The sequence below is a fragment of the Mycobacterium sp. NGS34 genome (genome assembly GCF_059812845.1).
Genome location: NZ_JCALDM010000006.1, coordinates 49,001 through 63,448, shown reverse-complemented (window position 1 = coordinate 63,448; position 14,448 = coordinate 49,001). Strand labels below are relative to the sequence as shown.

General features: G+C 68.5%; 18 protein-coding genes. 10 read left to right on the top strand and 8 right to left on the bottom strand.

Annotated features, from left to right (window positions below; genetic code table 11):
• The first annotated feature begins 3 nt into the window (after positions 1-3).
• Both AC5Y7V_RS16455 and AC5Y7V_RS16450 read left to right on the top strand, forming a co-directional pair.
• Positions 4-1,299 (top strand): cytochrome P450, encoded by a 1,296-nt coding sequence (locus tag AC5Y7V_RS16455; protein ID WP_499881107.1) that lies wholly within the window; start codon positions 4-6, stop codon positions 1,297-1,299.
• A gap of 36 nt (positions 1,300-1,335) precedes the next feature.
• On the top strand, positions 1,336-1,731 hold the full coding sequence (locus AC5Y7V_RS16450) for a hypothetical protein (protein WP_499881389.1): 396 nt from the start codon (positions 1,336-1,338) through the stop codon (positions 1,729-1,731).
• 129 nt (positions 1,732-1,860) lie between these two features.
• Here the strand turns inward: AC5Y7V_RS16450 and AC5Y7V_RS16445 are convergent, their stop codons facing one another.
• On the bottom strand, positions 1,861-3,633 hold the full coding sequence (locus AC5Y7V_RS16445; RefSeq protein WP_499881388.1) for a PE family protein: 1,773 nt from the start codon (positions 3,631-3,633) through the stop codon (positions 1,861-1,863).
• Between the two features lie 180 nt (positions 3,634-3,813).
• On the opposite strand from AC5Y7V_RS16445, the gene AC5Y7V_RS16440 reads away from it, so the two are divergent.
• Positions 3,814-4,467 carry a TetR/AcrR family transcriptional regulator gene (locus tag AC5Y7V_RS16440; RefSeq protein WP_499881106.1) on the top strand — a complete coding sequence of 218 codons (654 nt, stop codon included), beginning with the start codon at positions 3,814-3,816 and terminating at the stop codon, positions 4,465-4,467.
• Positions 4,468-4,552: 85 nt separating this feature from the next.
• Positions 4,553-5,092 (top strand): ester cyclase, encoded by a 540-nt coding sequence (locus tag AC5Y7V_RS16435; protein WP_499881105.1) that lies wholly within the window; start codon positions 4,553-4,555, stop codon positions 5,090-5,092.
• Here the strand turns inward: AC5Y7V_RS16435 and AC5Y7V_RS16430 are convergent.
• Positions 5,089-5,796: a haloacid dehalogenase type II gene (locus tag AC5Y7V_RS16430; protein ID WP_499881104.1), complete on the bottom strand. Its 708-nt coding sequence runs from the start codon at positions 5,794-5,796 to the stop codon at positions 5,089-5,091. The genes AC5Y7V_RS16435 and AC5Y7V_RS16430 overlap by 4 nt on opposite strands.
• Positions 5,797-5,855: 59 nt before the next feature.
• Here AC5Y7V_RS16430 and AC5Y7V_RS16425 point away from each other — a divergent pair, with 59 nt between their 5' ends.
• The 5 genes from AC5Y7V_RS16425 to AC5Y7V_RS16405 all read left to right on the top strand — a co-directional run bounded on the left by AC5Y7V_RS16425 (position 5,856) and on the right by AC5Y7V_RS16405 (position 8,723).
• On the top strand, positions 5,856-6,209 hold the full coding sequence (locus tag AC5Y7V_RS16425) for a YidH family protein (protein ID WP_499881103.1): 354 nt from the start codon (positions 5,856-5,858) through the stop codon (positions 6,207-6,209).
• Entirely contained in the window at positions 6,206-6,535 is a 330-nt protein-coding gene (locus tag AC5Y7V_RS16420; RefSeq protein ID WP_499881102.1) for a DUF202 domain-containing protein, read from the top strand. Before AC5Y7V_RS16425 ends, AC5Y7V_RS16420 begins: the two co-directional genes overlap by 4 nt.
• A gap of 11 nt (positions 6,536-6,546) precedes the next feature.
• Positions 6,547-7,041: a nitroreductase family deazaflavin-dependent oxidoreductase gene (locus AC5Y7V_RS16415; RefSeq protein ID WP_499881101.1), complete on the top strand. Its 495-nt coding sequence runs from the start codon at positions 6,547-6,549 to the stop codon at positions 7,039-7,041.
• Positions 7,038-7,922, top strand: coding sequence for an alpha/beta fold hydrolase (locus AC5Y7V_RS16410; protein ID WP_499881100.1), 885 nt, complete (start codon positions 7,038-7,040; stop codon positions 7,920-7,922). The genes AC5Y7V_RS16415 and AC5Y7V_RS16410 overlap by 4 nt, the downstream gene beginning before the upstream one ends.
• An 84-nt stretch (positions 7,923-8,006) precedes the next feature.
• Positions 8,007-8,723: a cutinase family protein gene (locus AC5Y7V_RS16405; RefSeq protein ID WP_499881099.1), complete on the top strand. Its 717-nt coding sequence runs from the start codon at positions 8,007-8,009 to the stop codon at positions 8,721-8,723.
• A 1-nt stretch (position 8,724) separates the two neighbouring features.
• Here AC5Y7V_RS16405 and AC5Y7V_RS16400 read toward each other — a convergent pair whose 3' ends face one another.
• A complete protein-coding gene (locus AC5Y7V_RS16400) occupies positions 8,725-9,483 on the bottom strand; it encodes an Rv3717 family N-acetylmuramoyl-L-alanine amidase (RefSeq protein WP_499881098.1) in 759 nt (252 codons plus the stop codon).
• Between the two features lie 20 nt (positions 9,484-9,503).
• On the bottom strand, positions 9,504-10,766 hold the full coding sequence (locus AC5Y7V_RS16395) for a condensation domain-containing protein (RefSeq protein WP_499881097.1): 1,263 nt from the start codon (positions 10,764-10,766) through the stop codon (positions 9,504-9,506).
• Positions 10,767-10,986: 220 nt separating this feature from the next.
• Between AC5Y7V_RS16395 and AC5Y7V_RS16390 the strand changes: the two genes are divergently transcribed.
• Complete coding sequence (locus AC5Y7V_RS16390) at positions 10,987-11,355, top strand: ClpX C4-type zinc finger protein (protein ID WP_499881096.1); 369 nt, start codon at positions 10,987-10,989, stop codon at positions 11,353-11,355.
• 3 nt (positions 11,356-11,358) lie between these two features.
• Here the strand turns inward: AC5Y7V_RS16390 and AC5Y7V_RS16385 are convergent, their stop codons facing one another.
• The 4 genes from AC5Y7V_RS16385 to AC5Y7V_RS16370 all read right to left on the bottom strand — a co-directional run bounded on the left by AC5Y7V_RS16385 (position 11,359) and on the right by AC5Y7V_RS16370 (position 14,183).
• Positions 11,359-12,015, bottom strand: coding sequence for an enoyl-CoA hydratase-related protein (locus tag AC5Y7V_RS16385; protein WP_499881095.1), 657 nt, complete (start codon positions 12,013-12,015; stop codon positions 11,359-11,361).
• On the bottom strand, positions 12,012-12,644 hold the full coding sequence (locus tag AC5Y7V_RS16380; RefSeq protein ID WP_499881094.1) for a TetR/AcrR family transcriptional regulator: 633 nt from the start codon (positions 12,642-12,644) through the stop codon (positions 12,012-12,014). The genes AC5Y7V_RS16385 and AC5Y7V_RS16380 overlap by 4 nt, the downstream gene beginning before the upstream one ends.
• Positions 12,645-12,693: 49 nt before the next feature.
• Positions 12,694-13,146, bottom strand: a complete 453-nt coding sequence (locus AC5Y7V_RS16375) for a DUF5994 family protein (protein ID WP_499881387.1) — start codon at positions 13,144-13,146, stop codon at positions 12,694-12,696.
• Between the two features lie 206 nt (positions 13,147-13,352).
• On the bottom strand, positions 13,353-14,183 hold the full coding sequence (locus tag AC5Y7V_RS16370; RefSeq protein WP_499881093.1) for a DUF3060 domain-containing protein: 831 nt from the start codon (positions 14,181-14,183) through the stop codon (positions 13,353-13,355).
• Between the last annotated feature and the right edge of the window lie 265 nt (positions 14,184-14,448).

Below are 14,448 nucleotides of genomic sequence, written 5' to 3'. Positions count from 1 at the left end.
ACCGTGTCACTTAAGACAGGTATCGCGACTCGCGCGAATGGGGCGCCGCCGCCCGAGATCCCGCTGGCCGACATTCATCTCGAGTCGCTCGAGTTCTGGGGGTACGACGACGACTATCGCGACGGTGCGTTCGCCACCCTGCGCCGCGAGGCGCCGCTCTCGTTCTGGCCGGCGGTCGAGTACGAGGGGTTCGAGGCCGGCAACGGGTATTGGGCGCTGACCAAGCACGACGACGTGCATTACGCCAGCCGCCATCCGGACGTCTTCAGCTCCGCCGGCGGCATCACGATCGGCGACCAGATGCCGGAGCTGGCCGAGTATTTCGGCTCGATGATCGTGACGGACGACCCGCGACACCAGCGGCTGCGTTCGATCGTCAGCCGGGCGTTCACGCCGAAGGTGGTGGCGCGCATCGAGGCGTCGGTGCGCGAGCGGGCGCACCGGCTGGTGGCGGGGCTGATCGCCAATCATCCCGACGGCGAGGCCGATCTGGTCAGCGAGCTCGCCGGTCCCCTGCCGTTGCAGATCATCTGCGACATGATGGGCATCCCCGAGGACGACCATCAGCGCGTATTCCATTGGACCAACGTGATTCTCGGGTTCGGCGACCCCGACCTGTCGACCGATTTCGAGGAGTTCACCCAGGTTTCGATGGACATCGGCGCCTACGCGACCGCGCTGGCCGAGGATCGCCGCGTCAACCATCACGACGACCTGACCACGAGCCTGGTCGAGGCCGAGGTCGACGGCGAGCGGCTGACGTCGCAGGAGATCGCGTCGTTCTTCATCCTGCTGGTGGTCGCGGGCAACGAGACGACGCGCAACGCGATCAGCCACGGGGTGCTGGCGCTGTCGCGCTACCCCGAACAGCGGAACAAGTGGTGGGCCGACTACGACGGCCTGGCGCCCACCGCGGTCGAGGAGATCGTGCGGTGGGCCTCGCCGGTGGTCTACATGCGCCGCACCGTGACCCGCGACGTCGAGCTGAGCGGCGTCCAATTGAGGGCCGGCGACAAGGCCGCGCTGTGGTACAACTCGGCCAACCGCGACGAGTCAAAGTTCGCCAACCCGTGGATGTTCGACGTGGCGCGCAACCCCAACCCGCATCTCGGTTTCGGCGGCGGCGGCGCGCATTTCTGCCTGGGCGCCAACCTGGCCCGCCGCGAGATCAGGGTCGTCTTCGACGAATTGCGCCGCGAGATCCCCGACATCGTCGCCGTCGAGGAACCCTCGATGCTGTTGTCGCAATTCATCCACGGCATCAAGAGGTTGCCGGTCGCGTGGACGCCGAGGAGCTGAACGGTGAAGAGACTCACGGCAAGCGCCGCGTTCGCCATCGCCGCGGTGGCGCTGGCGCCGAGCGCTCACGCGGGCATGACGCTGGGCAACTACAAGGTCGACACCAACCGCGATCCCGGCCACATCTGGATGTGGTCGGTCCGGCAGTGCGTGGACGGCCAAGCGGGATGCGTTCACGTTTCGGCGGTTCCGCAGCCCAACGGGCAGGCGGCGCCCTACGACGGCAACGCCTTTCTGGTCGACGGCCGCTACACGTTGACCGTCGACGTCCCCGACGGCGTGCGCTGCGTGGTGCAGTTTCTTCCCTCGCATGACGTGTACTCCTGGGATGCGGTGACGTTGCAGGGCCAGGTGGAGTCGACGTTCGCCACCGGTTGCGGCGGCTCGCCAGGCGGGGTGAACATCTACCCCTTCTCGCTGGTGCGCTGGTAGCCCCTCGCCTTCTCCTCGCGAGCAGTCGCAGAATCGCACGATTTCGCGTCGTGGAGTGCGATTCTGCGTCTGCTCGCGGGTTTATCTAAAGCCGTCGGCGCCGCGCTGGTGGACTCCCACCAGTCGGTGTTAGCCCGACTGGCCGCCGCTGCCGTTGGCGCCACTAATGCCGACGCCGCCGGCGCCACCGGTGCCGCCGACGCCGACGGCGCCACCGCCGCCTCCGTTGTTGAGGCGAGCGCCCGGCCCGCCCGCTCCGCCGGAGGCGACACCGCCGGCGTCGCCGGGGCCACCGTCGCCGCCGCCGTTGGTGGCGCCGCCTCCGCCGCCCCCACCGCCGGTGCCGGTGTTGCCGCCTGCCCCGCCGGCGCCACCGGAGAACGTGCCGCCGCCGCCACTGGCACCGCCTCCTTGTCCGCCGGCGCCGCCTATTCCGGCGGCGCCGCCTCCGCCTCCTCCTCCGCCGCCGCCGGCAGCGACACTATTGAAGGCCGTGCCGCCACCGCCGCCGGCACCGCCCGTGCCGCCCGTGCCGTCGGAGACAGCGCCGCCTTGGCCGCCGGCGCCGCCTGATCCGGTGGCAACGACAACGCCGACGGAATCCGTGGTGGTGGCGGTGCCGCCAGTGCCGCCTGATCCGCCCGCGGCGCCGCCGCCGCCGGCACCGCCGCCCCCTCCGCCGCCGCCGGAGATCACGTTGCTCGAGGCCGCGGTTGCGGTGTTGTTGCCACCGTCACCGCCTGTCCCGCCGGCGCCACCCTGGCCGACCGCGCCGCCCGCCCCGCTGCTGCCGCCGGCGCCGCCGTGGCCGCCGATGCCGCCCTGGCCGCCGACGCTGAATGCGCTGCCGTTACCGGTGTCGCCCTGGCCGCCGGCCCCGCCCTGGCCACCTTGACCGCCGTTGCCGTAGTGGCCGACGCTGCCGTGCGGGCCCACAAAGCCGCCGGCCCCGCCCGCGCCGCCGGCCCCGGCCGCCCCGCCGGCCCCGCCCTGGCCGCCGGCACCCCCAGCGGCCCCGCTGCCAGTGCCGGCGTAGCTGTAGCCGAGCCCGCCTTCCCCGCCGGCTCCACCCGCACCACCTGGGCCGCCGGCCCCGCCACCGCCGTACAACAATCCGGCGTTACCGCCGGGCCCACCGTTACCGCCGGCGCCGCCGCTACCGGCCTGACCGCCATCGGGCATGCCCAGCGTGCCCGGGGCCCCGAGCTCGCCGGCCGCGCCGTCCCCGCCCCCACCCCCTGAGCCTCCATTACCGAGCAACAGCGCACTACCGCCCGCCCCGCCGCTACCCCCGACCCCGCCCGCACCCCCGGACCCGCCGTTGCCCCACAACCATCCCCCGCTACCCCCGCGACCACCGGAGGCGCCGAACCCGCCCGTCCCGCCAGTGCCCCCGGTACCGATCAACCCCGCCGCTCCGCCAGCCCCGCCGGCCTGCCCGGGCGCACCCGACCCACCGCTACCGCCATTGCCCCACAAAATCCCGCCCGCCCCGCCGCGTGCCCCAGTGCCCGGTGCCCCGTCGGCGCCGGGGCCGATCAGCGGGCGCCCCAACACCAGCTGGGTGGGCGCATTGATCACGCCCAGCACGCCGTCTTCGAGGGTCTGCAACGGCGACGCATTAGCCGCTTCGGCGGCAGCATACGAGGCGCCCGCACCGCTCAGTGCCTGCACAAACTGGGTATAGGACGCCCCCGCCTGCGCGCTCAGCGCCTGAAATGCCTGCGCGTGGCTAGAAAACAGCGACGCAATGGCCGCCGACACCTCATCACCCGCGGCAGCCACCACCGCGGTGGTCGGGGCCGCCGCCGCCGCATTGGCCGCGCCGATCGTCGACCCGAGACTCTCCAAATCCGTCGCCGCCGAAGCCAACATCTCCGGGACCGCCACCAGATACGACATCGCGATTCGCCTACCCCGACTCAGCGGACCCTGGGCGCCAACACTGCTCATCGCGTTGCCGCCCAGCCGATGGCTCCGCGCCATGGGCGACGATTTTTTCAATATCTGTTGAAATCATGGCAGCAGAGTAATTTATGCAGGGAGTTATTTCAATGACTATTGAAATGTTATCGTCGTAACATGCCGTCACGTGCCGCGATGGAGAAGCGCCGCGGTAGGCGTCAAGGCGAACCGGTGTCGCGCGACGCAGTCCTGCGCGCGGCCAAGCGTCAGTTCGCCAAGCACGGCTACGAGAAGACGACGTTGCGTGCGATCGCTCAGGACGCTCGTGTCGATCCGGCGATGCTGATCTACCTGTTCGGCTCGAAGGCGGAGCTGTTTCGCGAGTCGCTGAAGCTGGTGCTCGATCCCAATGTCATCACTGAACAGCTTGCCGGGACCGATGGCGACTTAGGGTGCCGCATTGTCCGGGCTTACCTGGGCATCTGGGAGCAGCCCGATACGGCCGCCGGCATGGTCTCCATGCTGCAGTCGGCGACGTCGAACAGCGATGCCCACGAGGCCTTTCGAGAATTTCTACAAAGCTATGTGATGGCCACGGTGACCGCAGCGCTGGGCGGAGGTGACGAGGCGCAGTTACGCGCGATGCTCGCGGCGACGAACCTCGTCGGCATGGCGATGCTCCGGTATGTCATGCGCGTGCCGCCGCTGTCGTCGTTGAGCTCCGAAGAGGTCGTCGCGCTGGTCGGGCCCGCAGTGCAGCGCTATCTGACCGCACCCACCGATGAATTGGCGCTGAACGTGGCGTCATGCGCCGCCGACAGAGGACCTTGACCTCCTTAACGGGCGGCGCTGCTTCGCCGTGCACTCATTCGTCGATGCAGTCTGAATTACGAAGCGCCCGTTTATCCTAAACATCGTGACCATTCCCGCGTTTCCCCCTGCAGAGGTGCTCGCCGCCCGCGAGAAGCTCGTGCTCGACCACTTCCACGACGAGGTCCGCCAGGCCTGGGACGACGTGCTGGCGACGTTCCCGCACCCGCGCTACGAGCTGATCCCGCAGATGATCGTTCACGACGGCGACGAGGCGGTGCGCGGCTACTACGTCTACACCCGGACCGCGTTCCCCGACCAGGACCACGAAATCATCGCGCTGCGGCACAGCGCCGACGCGGTGATCGTGGAGTTCTGGTTGATGGGCACCCACCGCGGGTATCTCGGCAAGGTCCCGCCCACCGGCAGCCGGTTCCGGGTCCGCATGAACGCCTACTTCGTGTTCGACGACACCGAAACGCTTGTCTGCGAACGTATTTACTTCGACACGCTGACCATGATCAAGCAGTTGCTGGGCGGGCTGGACATGAAGAAGCCGGCGAACTGGTGGCTGGCCGCACGCTGCGTGCGCGGCTTCCTGTCGATGTCGTCGGAAAAGCCCGACCCCTCACTAACTTCCGCCTAGCAGCCGAGTTGTGCTGCCAGGTCCAGGAAGTCGGCCGCGTTGACGTCGAACTCGTCGGAGTAGGCCACGTCGACGTCGCCGCCGGCCCCGAACTCCAGCGGCCGCGCAACGAAGGCCGTCGCGAAACCCAGCGCGCCCGCCGCGCGGATGTCGTACTTGTGGCTGGCCACCATCATGATCTCGGCGGGCTGCAAGCCGAGGTAGGTCGCGGCCATGCGATAGATCGCCGGGTCGGGCTTGAACACCCCGGCCATCTCGGCGGCGAATATCGCATCCCACGGCAGGCCGGCGCGCTTGGAGATGTTGACCACCGCTGACACGTCGGCATTCGACAGTGTGGCCAGCGTGTAGGCGCGCTTCAACCGCGTCAGCCCGGGCACGACGTCCGGCCACGGCCGCAACCGCTGCCAGGCCAGGGTCAGCTCCTCGCGCTCGGCGTCCGAAAAGCCCGTGATGCCGCCGTCGGACAGGACGGCGTCCAGCGCGCGGCGGTACACCGAGTGCACGGACACCCAGTCACTCCCCTGCGACCCCTCCAGCGCCGCGAAGTAGCCTGCGCGCCAACGCCGCACCACGTCGGGCCAGTCGACGCCCGGGTGGCGCCCCGCGCTAATCCGCGCCGCCTCGTCGCACACGGTCGAATGGAAATCCGTCGCCGTCCCCTGCACGTCGAACAACAGCGCCTTGACCACAAGCCCCATCATGCAGGCTAAGATCTGCGGCGTCGAAACGCTTGACCTTCCATGCCGAGGCGGGGTAGTTCGTGGCCGAACCTGACGAGCGCGAGCCCGATTACCGCTACACCTTCGCCAACGAGCGGACCTTCCTGGCCTGGCAGCGCACGGCGCTGGGGCTGCTCGCCGCGGCGGTCGCCCTGGTGCAGCTGGTTCCCGAGCTGACCGTCCCCGGGGCGCGCCGCGCGCTCGGCATCGGGCTAGCCGTGCTGGCGACCCTCACCAGCGGCATGGGGCTGATCCGCTGGCGGCAGGCCGACCACGCGATGCGCCACGGTGATCCGTTGCCCCGCCATCCCACACCGGCCTACCTGGCGGTGGGGCTGAGCGTGGTGGGGCTGGTCGCGATCGGGCTGGTGATCGCCAAGGCGGTCATGGGTTGAGCGACCCCACGGCGACAGCGCCGCCCAACGAGCCGGCCGATCGGACGGTGCTGGCCTGGACCCGAACGTCCTTCGCGTTCCTGGCCAACGGCGCGCTGCTGATGGTCAAGAACCTGCACGGCCCGGTCGGGCCGTGGCAGTTGGTCCCGGCCTTTCTGGCCGCCGTGGTCGCGTTGGGCACCTACCTGATCGCGTTGCAACGCCAACACGCGCTGCAGCGGAACCCGTTGCCGGAGCGGGTCACCCCGCGCCGGCAGGTGTACGGCATCGGGGCGGCCGTGCTGGTGCTCATCGTCGTCACGATGATCGCCCAGCTGGTCTATTGAAGGGGATGCCCATGACCAATCGTCCACGAATCCTTGCTCTCGCCGTCGGCGGTCTGGTCCTGACCTGGCTTGTGCTGATGCCACGGATCATCCGGCGCAACCGCGAGGTGCTGTTCGACCGTGGCTGGTTCAAGAAGTTCCTCACCACCTACAACGGCCAGACCCGCAAGATCGCGGGAACCGAGCGAACCTCATGGGGGCTGCTGACCCACCAGGGGCGCAGCAGCGGGCGCGTCTATCAGACGCCGCTCGGCGCGAATCCCTTCGGCGACGGATTCCTGCTGCCGCTGGGGTACGGCCCGCAGACCGACTGGTATAGGAATCTGATGGCCGCCGGGACGGGCAGGCTCGCGTGGCGGGGCCGCACCTATCGGCTCGAGCGGCCCGAGCTCATTTCCGGGCGGGAGGCGATGCGGTCGTGGCCGATCGGTTCCCGGATCATGCTGCGGTTGACGGGAATCCACGAATTTGTGTGGCTGCACCAGAGCACGGACGAGGCCCAGTGAAGACCTCGCCTGCACCCCCCGGCGTGGACGCCCGCGACATCGTCGTTCAAGGCATCCGCACCCGGGTGTTCGAGGTCGACCCCCGCAATCGCGTCACCCCATTGATATTGCTGCACGGTGGGGGCCTCGACTCGGCCCTGGTGTCGTTCGGTTCGGCGCTGGCCGAGCTCGGCCAACGCCGGCGGGTCATCGCTCCAGACCTGCCCGGGTACGGCGAAACCGAGTTCCCGGACTCGTCGTTTTCCATCCCTTGGTATGCCGACTGGGTCAAAGACCTGATTCGAAGTTATGGCTTCGATCGAGTCGATCTCGGGGGGCTGTCGCTCGGGGGTTGGATCACCCTCGAAGTGGCCATCACGAACCCCGATGTGGTGCGCCGGATCATCGCGATCAATCCCGGCGGCATCACCGAGAAGTACAAGTTCATGCGCACCGCCCAGTGGGTCGCCAACCATCCGCGGCTGGGAAACCGAATGAACAGGGTGTCGGTGAGCCTGGGCCGCAGGCTTCTTCGCGCGCAGCTGCGCGCCAGCCTCGGTATGCAGAACGCCTCGGCTCTGTCCGCCGACTTGATCGACGCGGTCATCATCAGCGGCAAGCGACCGCATGCGGGCGAAGCGTTCGCCGCCACCCAACGATGGGCGTTCGGCGCCGGACCGGAGGGCTTGTCGCTGGTGTCCAGGCTGCCCCGGATCACGGCGAGGACGCTGGTGCTGGCGGGGCGCGATGACCGGCTCGTGCCGGTCGCGGATTCGATTCGCGCTGCGCGGCTCGTGCAGGATGGGCAGGTGCGAGTCTTAGACCCTTGCGGGCACTGGCTCGTGCGCGACTGCCCCACGGAATTCGTCCAGGCGGTGAATCAATTCCTCGACGCCGATTGACGCGTTGCGATGCCAGAGAAAATTTATGAAAGTTCAAGGAAACTCCCAGGTTTGGGCGCTGCCTATACTGGCTAATAACTTGGCATGATTGCACGTCACATCACTCGCTTCGCTGTTTCCGTGGCAGCCGCGACGTCGGCGGTCAGCGCCGCCGTCGTCGGGCCCGCCCTCCCCGTCGCCTCCGCCCAATGTCCGGACGCCCAGGTGGTATTCGCCCGCGGCACCGGCGAGGACCCCGGCCTCGGCCCGACCGGGCAGGCATTCGTCGACAACCTCCGCTCGCGCATCGGCGGAAAGTCGCTCGACGTCTATGCCGTCAACTACCCCGCCAGCAACGACTGGGGCACCGGCCTCGACGGCATCAGAGATGCGGGCTTCCACGTCGAGGACATGGCGAAGACCTGCCCCAACACCAAGATGGTGCTCGGCGGCTACTCGCAGGGCGCGGCCGTGATGGGCTTCGTCACCTCGTCCGCCGTGCCGGACGGGGTCGACCCCGCGACCGTGCCCAAGCCGATGGATCCCGCCGTGGCCGACCACGTCTCGTCGGTGGTGCTGTTCGGCATGCCCAACGTCCGCGCGATGAACTTCCTCAACGAGCCCCCGGTCGCCATCGGCCCGCTGTATCAGGGCAAGACCATCAAGGTGTGCGCGCCCGAGGACCCGGTGTGCTCGGACGGCATGAACTTCGCCGCGCACGACACCTACGCCTCCGACGGGGCGATGATCGACAAGGGCGCGGCCTTCGCGGCCAGCCATCTCGGCGGCGACGCCAGGACGCCCGGCGGGTTCGGCGCCTGAGCTACGACGGGCCCTTGGCGTTCAGGAACGCGACGATCCCCTGCGTGACGGCGGCCGCGTACTTCGCCTGACCGTCCGCGCTCTGCATCCGGGCGGCCTCGTCGGCGTTCTTCATGTTGCCCAGCTCGATCAGGACGGCCGGGTACTGGGCCAGGTTGAGCCCGGCCAGGTCGGCGCGGCCGTACAGGCCGTCCGAGCCGGCGTACGTCGACGGGTGAAAGCCCGCCTGCACCAGGGCATCCCGCATCGTGCGCGCGAGTTGGACGGCCGGGCCGGCCTGGACGTCGTTCAGCGGCGGGCTGGAGTAGTTCACGTGGAATCCCGAGCCGGAGGCGGGGCCGCCGTCGGCGTGGACGCTGACGATCGCGTCGGGGTGCATCGCGTTGGCCGCGGCCGCACGCGCGTCGACGCAGGGGCCGACGGAGCTGTCGTTGTCGCGCGACAGCTGGGTGCGCACGCCGAGTTGGTTGAGCGAGCCGCTGATCAGGCCGACGACGGCCCAGGTGAACGCGTGCTCGGGGTAGCCGTCGTCCGCGGCGGCGCCCGACGTCTGGCACTCCTTGGTGCCGCCGCGGCCGTTCGGGACCTGCTGGCTGATCGAGGCGTCGTTGACGGCGTTGTGGCCCGGGTCGAGGAAGACGCCCATGCCGGAGATGCCGGCGCCCGCGCGGGGCGCGGAGGCCAAGGCGGCGCCGAGCAGCGCCGGGGCGACGCCGGCGTACCTCAGGGCATCGCGCCGTGAAACGGGCCGTTGGCTCACCCGCGCGATGGTAACAACTTCTAGATTTCGTCGACGGCGGCCAGCAGGGCGGCGCAGACGCTCTTCAGGAAGGTGGTCGGCACGCTGTAGCCACAGGTCACCATCCGCAGCGCGCCTTCGTAGGTGGTGATCCCGGTGACGTACTCGCCGTCGGTCTGGCTTTGGACGACTGGTCCCCACACCGCCGTGGGCCGCAGGGGGCCGGCCCCGTCCAGGTTCTGCACACCCAGATTGGAGACGAGCATTTCCCACGGGAACATCTGGGTGAAAAGCTCCTCGGCGTCGTGAACTTCGGCGTCGAGAGGCACCCCCTGCTCGATGCCCAGCGAGGACGTGCGGATCCCGCGCGCCGACCTGGCCATCTCGAGGTGGGCGGTCGTCGCGCGCGCCTGCTCCCAGAACGCAACCCCGTCCCACGGGGACAATCCCGTCCACGTCGCCTGGATGTAGAGCCCGCAATCCCGCTCGACTCCGATCAGCGCCCGGATGTTGATTGGATTCAGCACGCGCACAAAGTCTTCGCTGCACAGCGCGGCGCGCACCCGGCACATCGCCACCACCAACGCCGCGTGCACCGTGGTGCGCTCCGCGCGGCAGCGCCCAACCAACCTCGCGGTTTCCAGGGGTCCGATCGCCATCGTGTGCACATTGGTCAAGGCGCCATCGAAGTAGCGGATGGCACTGGGCGTTCGCATCCTCGGATCGTCGGGCAGCTCGTCGGGATCGAACGGATCGGTGTCCCCCAGCGTGCCCGCGATGATCTGCTCCAGAGCTTGCGGCACAGGCAAATTCGGCAGCGCCTCGCCGTTGAGCGCGGCGATCACGTCCTCGAGGACCAGTACGGACGAGATCCCGTCGGCGATGGCATGGTCAAACGTCAGCAACAGCGCACTGCTCGCCGATCCCTGCACCAACGACGCCCGCATCAGCGGCGCGCGCGACCGATCGAACGGCCGGCTGAGCTCCTCGGCGGCGGCGGCGTGCCACGACCACCCGACCCCGCGGCGGATGGTCAGCTCGATCGGTGCGACGGTCGCCGCGCGATAAAAACCCAGGCGTGTGCCCGGGCGATCCTCAACATGTACTGACAACAGGGGATGTCGCCGCTGAACGGCGGCCAGCGCGCGTTTCAGCCGGTCCGCGGTGAGCACTTCGCCGAACTCCGCGACCACCAGGAAATGGTCGGGGTTGCGTTCGCCGTAGCGGTAGAAAAGCCGTTCTAGCGCGCCGATTTGCCGAATAAGGGTCGTTGCTGACTCGCCGTGCGGGCCGTCTTTGGTCACCAAACCTCCAAGCGTTGATGGACACCATGCAGACGGATCCCAAGTGGGTCCGGTTCATTGGCGCGAGCGAAATCACAAGGCGCTCGGCGACATAACTCGGCCCCATTGCGCGAGCAGACGCAGAATCGCACTGCGCGGGCCGCGCGCGTGCGATTCTGCGTCTGCTCACCAGCGCCCGAGGGACCCTTTTCAGGCACAGCCTGACAACCGGGAAGTCCTAATGAGCCCTACCAGCAAGCAGACCGCAAAGATCTGGTGTTCGTTCTGCGGCAAGTCCAACGCCGAGGTCGACAAGCTCGTGGCCGGGCCGGGCGTGCAGATCTGCAACGAATGCATCGACCTGTCCCAGGCCATCATCGACAAGTATCGCGACAAACCGAACGAGCCGCGGATGCCGATCTGGGAGTCGTGGAGCGATCAGCAGATGCTCGACCACATCCCCCGCATGGCGGTGGTGGCCCAGCAGGTCGAGGCCGACCTGCGCGCCTGGGTGCGCGAGCTGCGCCGCCGCGGAACCACCTGGGCGAAAATCGGTCAGACGCTGGGCATTACGCGGCAGTCCGCGTGGGAGCGGTTCTCCGGCGAATAGATTTCAGACGTTCGTCAGCGCCTGCGCCGCGGTGCGGAACATGGTCTGCTTGATCGCGCCGAGCGTGCCGGGGTCCTTGCCGGACAACGGGCGCAACAGGTCGATGGCGGCGGCGGCCACCTCGCCCTCGCCCGCGGTGGCGTCGACGATGCCGAACTCGACGGCCTCGGGCCCGCCGAAGCGCCGCCCGGTGGTCATCGACGCGATCGCGGCCCGCGGGGTGAGCTTGGCCTGGATCAACGCGGCCATGCCGTCGGTGAACGGGATCCGGATGTCGACCTCCGGAAAGCAGAAGTAGCCGCGCTCGGCGCGCATCACGCGCACGTCGTGGGCCATCGCGAGCATGGCGCCGGCGCCGAAGGCGTGCCCGGTGACCGCGGCGGCCGTCGGCGTCGGGAAGGTCAGCACGCGGGCCAGCAGGGCCTGCACCCGCCCGACGTAGGACTGCGTCTGGTCGCCGTGGGCGCCAAGCCAATCCAGGTCCAGCCCATTGGTGTAGAACTTGCCGCGCCCGGTGGTGACCAGGCCCTGGGCGCCGGCCCGTTCGATCTCGTCCAGGTGGGCGCTGATGGCGTCGAGAAACTCCGGCGAGAACCGGTTTTCGTCCTCGCCGAGGTCGACGACGGCGATCTTGTCGTCCCAGGCCAGTGTGGGTGTCATTTCTTGTTCCTTTCGGTGCTTCTGCGTCGCAACGGCGGTGGCCCGACGGCCAGCGCGGCGCGGACCGCGGCGCGCAGTCGTTCTCGCGCGTCGGGATCGTGGATCCGGTTGCGGTTTAACAGGATTGCGGTCGGCAGGTCGACGATGCACATGGTGATGGCGTCGACGGCCGTGGCGTCCTTGCGGTCCCACAGGGCGCGGGCCAAGCGGATCATCGCCTGCACCAGCAGCCGATCCAGATCGCGCAACTGGGCGGCGATCTCGGTCGGCGTCTCGGGACCCAACAGCTCGTCGCGGCGCACCGTCAGGATCAGCTGCGAGGAGTGCGGATGCTGTTCGGCGAACACCGCCGGCGCCTCGGCCGCGGCGACCACCGCTTCGGCGGCGTCGCCGTCGAGCGCGGCGTCAATTAATTCGCTTTGCGTACTGAGGAATCGGTGCCCGGCCCGCAGCCAGGCGCGGCCCACCAGGCCCGCGCGCGAGCCGAACGAGTGGTAGAGCGCGCCGTTGGACACGCCGGTCGCGTCGCTGATCGCGCGGATCGTGACGGCGGTAGGCCCGGACTGCGCCGCCAACAGCTCGACGGCATCAAGGATCTGATCCTGGTCGTGGACGCGTGGGCGGGGCACTTCAGCAGAATAACAGAGCGGCCGCTCTGTTATCTACGGGTTGTCTCAATCAGGCCTGTGTCGGCGCTGCCAGGTCGCACTGCCGCTGGGCCGCGCACAGAATCGACCCGGCGTTCACGAAGGCACGCTTGTTGCGGTCCGCGGTGTCGATGGGCAGATCGGCGGCCAGGCGCAGCACCATCAGCGCGAGCGCGGTGTTGGTGGCGTAGGGGACGATCAGCAGGTTGGCGCACGCATCCCAGCCGTTGAAGGTGATCACATGCTGGCGCTTCTGCTCCCATCCCGGCCAGTTCAGGTCCGGCGGTCGCTGCAGCGGCGACCAGTTGACGTTGATGGATTTGATGTCGCCGAGCAGCGGGGTCAGCACCGTGACCAGCGAAGGCAGTTCATTGGCGATGCGGTCCACGCGCGGCCACCACGCGCCGTCGATGTCGTGGCCCAATTCGCGCGCCACGCACACCCGGATCGGGTTGGTTCCGTGCCGGCCCCGGAGGTGGGGCATTGATACTGCGGTGTCCACGGGCAGTTCCTTCACGGTCGGCATCGACCGCCCCGGGGTGCTGGGGCGACGGAGGAATCGCATTGCCTGTGGATGCCATCCGTGGATGAGCAGCGCTGACAACGAAAAGCTCGTTCTCAACGGTACGCCAGCGCTGCGCCGAGACCTAGCGTGGGTCCCGTTTCAGCGGCCGACGGACCGCCGGCGATTCAGCCCCGCTGAATGTTGTTGTCGTAGCCCGAGTTTGTGACCTTCGGCGTGCCGGTGTGGTAGGTGATGTTGTTGCCGTACCCGGAGACGGTGATTGCGTCGACGCTGTCGAGGTTGACCTTGTTGTTGTAGCTGGAGATCGCGAGGCCGGCGCAGTGGCCGGTGACGTTGAACTCGTTGCCGTAGCTGGAGATCTTCAGGTTGCCGTCGTTGCAGGTGTCGACGCGGACCACGTTGCTGTATCCGGTCGACTCGATGGCGTCGGCGTTGTCGACGGTGACGTTGTTGTCATAGCCGCCCACGATGAGGCTGGCGCAGTGCCCGGTGATCACGTACTTGCTGTCGTACGCGGCGAGGGTGAGCTTGCCGTTGTTGCAGGAGATGGTCCTGGCCTGCGAGTTGTCGCTGACGCGCAGCTCGCCGCCCCACGGCACCGCGGTGGGACCGCTGGACGTCGTCCGGCCCGCGCCGCCCCTCGAGATCGAACTCCCCATGGACGACCTGGTGAACATCATCACCAGGCTGATGATGATCGGCACCACGACCGCCAGCAGCACGAGGACGAGGTACCAGGGGTAGGACCTGCGCCGCGGCTGCGGGGCGCCCCAGGGGTACGACGCGCCGCCGCCGTAGGTCGGGCCGCTGGTGTAGGTCGGAGGGGCTGTGTAGGTCGGAGGGGCTGTGTAGGTCGCGCCGCCTGTGTAGGGCGGAGGGTTCTCCGTGTAGGCCTCGCCGCCGGTGTACGGGGGCGGGGTCTGCGGGGGCCGCGTGACGTCGGCAAGCTCACGTTCTAACTCGCGGATCCGCTTTTCGGGATCGTCGTCCTTCATTTGCCAAATGGTTCCACATCCGCAGCTGGGCGGACAGCCCTCAATTTGCCGCGGCGTGGACGCTACCGCCCGCGATAAGCAGATTCGCCCGCTAGATGCACCTCGCAGCAACTCGCCACAGTTCAGGTGCTACGGCGCACTGCGGCGAACCGCGCCCGCTGATTACCGAGAAGATCGACGGCCAGCGCCTGCTTGGGTGGAAATCAATAGTTACAAAACCGTGCTATTGCGGGCCACAATGAGGTTTCCTACGCCGGCGCGACGG